The following is a 2,928-nucleotide window of genomic DNA, read 5'->3' as shown; positions in this document are numbered from 1 at the left end:
TGGGGAGAAACTGAACCAAACGGAGATCTGGCTAATTATTTTAATTCCGGAAATGGAAATATGAGTCTCGATGTTGGTTCGTTACCTGCTGGAAATAGTTACTTGGGAGCAAGTGATATTGCCGGAAATGTCTGGGAATGGTGTAATGATAAATATGATAGTGAATTCTATCTTGAAAGTCCTGGTGAAGATCCGGTTGGTCCGGGTGGTTCAATTAGTGGAACTACCAGGATTGTGATCAGGGGTGGAAGCTGGGAATTCGGACCTGATTACTTGAGAAATACGAATAGAAGTAATTGCAAAGCGGATTTGAATATTGGAAGAGTTACAACTTATATAGGTTTCAGGATTTTGAAGATAAATCCGTAAACAACTAACGATAACGAACAATAAAATATAAAGAGCATCTGGAAATTCCGGATGCTCTTTTTAATAAAGATTATATTCCTTTTTTCACAACCTTATTGATCTTTATCTTATTAATCTCTTCTATCTGAAAAATATCATTTTCCAGGCAAACAAAATCTGCTTGATAACCTTTTTCAATAATTCCCAACCTGTTTTCATCGAAAGAGAGTTTTGCTGCATTTGATGTATAAAGCTTAACTGCCTGATATGAAGAAAGTCTTTCATTTTTATTATGCATTTTGGTAGCTGCATTTATTCCTTTCAGAGCATTCAAATCTGTAATATACCAGTCAGAACCTCCGGTAATCAGGATTCCTCTCTGATAAATGGAAGCAAGACGATTGGTTCTCAAAGTTCGCTCTTTTCCCAGAACTTTTTCATAAAGTCCATTCTTTCCAGCCCATAATCGATCGAACATGGGCTGCATCACGGAACTGATATTTATTTTCTGCATTCTATCCAGCATCTTATCGGAACAAAGTTCGTTGTGGATAATTTCATGCCGCAGGTCTTTTGGATTCTCTCTCTGAACTTCTTCATAAAATTTCAGGATCTGAGAAATGGCAGCATCTCCAATACAATGGATCGCAATTTGTAGGTTATTTAGATGAGCTTCTTTGATAAAATCTTCCCAGAATTTATCCGTTTTATATAAAACACCGTAATTTTCCGGTTCATCTTTGTATGGTTGCAGAAGTGCAGCAGTATGAGAACCGAACGAACCATCTGCAACAATGCAGCCACCAATTCGAGGAGATCCGATTTCCAGAGCTTGTTTGATATCTGTGATTTGAGGATAAAGAATAAACTCGACTGGAAATCTGTGTAGATTCTTTTTTATTAACCGGTAATGCATTAAATCCGAATGAGCATCTCCGATCATCGTATGGATCGTTGTGTGACCTGTTTTAATGGCTTTTTCCGCAGCTTTTAGATAAATATCAAGAATCGCTTCATCAGATAGATTTTGATGAAACCAGGTAGATGCGATTCCGTTCCAGCGTTTATTAAGATGACCCGAAAAAAATTTAGGAAGAGGTTTTTCCCATTTTATTTTTTTTACAGCAATGGAATTAACAACGCAGGAATGACCATCGACTCTTCTTAAAATTACAGGAAGATCAGGGAAGATCTTATCCAATTCTTTATTTGTTGGAAACCTTTTTTCCTTAATTTTGTTTTCATCAAAATGAAAAGCAAATATTTTTCCACTGATCGGTTTAGTTTCTGATAAAATCTCGAAAACATCGTTCAATGATGAAACATGTTCCAAATCCGCACCTAAACTGTATAATCCTCCTTCAAAGGAATGTGTATGCGTATCGATAAATCCGGGATAGACAAAGCAGTTTTGAAGATCGATGTATTCGACATTCTGCAATTCAGGTGTTTTATTAAAGGTTTCAACAATTTTATCATTATTAACTAAAACCGCTGAAAAAAATTCTCCTTCTTTTCGCATTGAATAGAATTTTGCATTATGGAATAATTTCATTTTTTCCTTTTTATAGCCGCTAATCTTCGCGGATTTTACGAATTATGACTCGAGTTCAGTAGAGCGAAGCGAGACTGGACTTGAGTTGTCCTTTCCAACTGAACTCCATCTGCTTTGCGATGAAGTCCAGTCTTATTTTCTAAAAATTTCCTTCAACATCTGATAAAACAGCGAAATAGGAAAACCCATCACATTAAAATAACAACCTGAAATTTTTTTAATGAATTGGCTTCCAAAACCTTGAATTCCATAAGCTCCAGCTTTATCGAAAGGTTCTTTGGTTTTGATATATTCTTCGATTTCAGATGAAGTTAGTTGGTTGAATTCGACTTTTGTTTTCTCAAAATCAGAATAAATTCTGTTTTTGTAAGCAATCGCAATTCCGGTGTAAACATCATGAAAATTTCCCGAAAGCTTTATTATATATTCTCTTATCTGGTCAGCATTTTGAGGTTTTCCAAGAATTTGTTTGTTTAAATATACGATCGTATCAGCTGCTATTATAACACAATCGCAATCGAATTTTTTTTCGATCTTTTTCGCTTTTTCAAGTGCATGAGAAATAACTAATTTTCTTGGATTTTTATAAATGCTTGATTCATCGATATCAGCTGGCATCTGAACTGCTTTGACTCCGATCAATTTAAAAAGTTCCTTTCTTCTCGGTGATGCAGAAGCAAGAATAACTTTTTTTCTTTGAAGTAATGTATGGATCATAATTCTTTAGAAAATCTTATCAAGGATATGCTTTTGTTTGATCATTTCGGGAGTATCAACATCAAGCCAGAGATTGTTTCTAATATCGATTCCTTTCATTTTTCCTTTTTCAGAGAGGATATTGCATGCATCTGAAAGTGAATATTTTCCATTTTCGATCGATTTTTCCAGAGCATCGAAAAAAAAATAATTTAGTTTAAACATTCCTGAATCGATAGCATTATAATCTGTTAATTGTTTTCCAAAAAGAGTGATTGAATAAACATTTTCTTCAATTAATTCGCATTGGATCTTCATTCCGTCATCGA

Annotated in this window: 3 protein-coding genes; 1 reads left to right on the top strand and 2 read right to left on the bottom strand. The window is 34.6% G+C overall.

Annotation, left to right across the window (positions count from 1 at the left end; all coding sequences use genetic code 11):
• The coding region (locus ENL20_06470; protein HHE38199.1) for a hypothetical protein at positions 1–369 on the top strand (369 nt) is incomplete at its 5' end.
• Positions 370–439: 70 nt separating this feature from the next.
• Here the strand turns inward: ENL20_06470 and ENL20_06465 are convergent.
• Both ENL20_06465 and maf read right to left on the bottom strand, forming a co-directional pair.
• Positions 440–1,903: an amidohydrolase gene (locus tag ENL20_06465; protein ID HHE38198.1), complete on the bottom strand. Its 1,464-nt coding sequence runs from the start codon at positions 1,901–1,903 to the stop codon at positions 440–442.
• Between the two features lie 132 nt (positions 1,904–2,035).
• The gene (gene maf, locus ENL20_06460) at positions 2,036–2,620 is read right to left on the bottom strand and encodes a septum formation protein Maf (GenBank protein HHE38197.1); all 585 of its coding nucleotides are present in this window, start codon (positions 2,618–2,620) and stop codon (positions 2,036–2,038) included.
• Positions 2,621–2,928 lie beyond the last annotated feature (308 nt).

The organism is Candidatus Cloacimonadota bacterium, assembly GCA_011372345.1.
In the GTDB taxonomy this organism is placed as follows: Bacteria; Cloacimonadota; Cloacimonadia; order Cloacimonadales; family TCS61; genus DRTC01.
This window is presented reverse-complemented; position numbering and strand designations above follow the sequence as displayed.